Below are 249 nucleotides of genomic sequence, written 5' to 3'. Positions count from 1 at the left end.
CTCTGGCATGGGGCGGCGCCGTGGAACATCAGGGTTCGATGGTTTGCGTCGGCACCTCGATCAAAACCGGGCGATCAGCGGCCAGGGCATGCTTCAAGGCACCTTCCAGCTCTTCGCGGGTGGCTGCGTGGAGCGCCTCGACGCCATAGCCGCGGGCGATCGCGCAGAAGTCCAGGCCGGGCACGTCGAGCCCCGGCGCATCGGGCACCTCGAGCACCCCGGCGAACCAGCGCAGGGCGCCGTAGGTAC

At 69.5% G+C, this 249-nt stretch carries 1 protein-coding gene; it reads right to left on the bottom strand.

Going from position 1 to position 249, the window contains the following annotated elements:
- Nucleotides 1–28 precede the first annotated feature (28 nt).
- On the bottom strand, nt 29–249 hold a 221-nt coding region (locus ACLJNW_RS27275), incomplete at its 5' end, for a thiamine pyrophosphate-dependent enzyme (protein ID WP_410961680.1).

Source organism: Salmonella sp. SAL4457 (genome assembly GCF_046548235.1).
GTDB classification, from domain to species: Bacteria; Pseudomonadota; Gammaproteobacteria; order Enterobacterales; family Enterobacteriaceae; genus Salmonella; species Salmonella enterica.
This window is presented reverse-complemented; position numbering and strand designations above follow the sequence as displayed.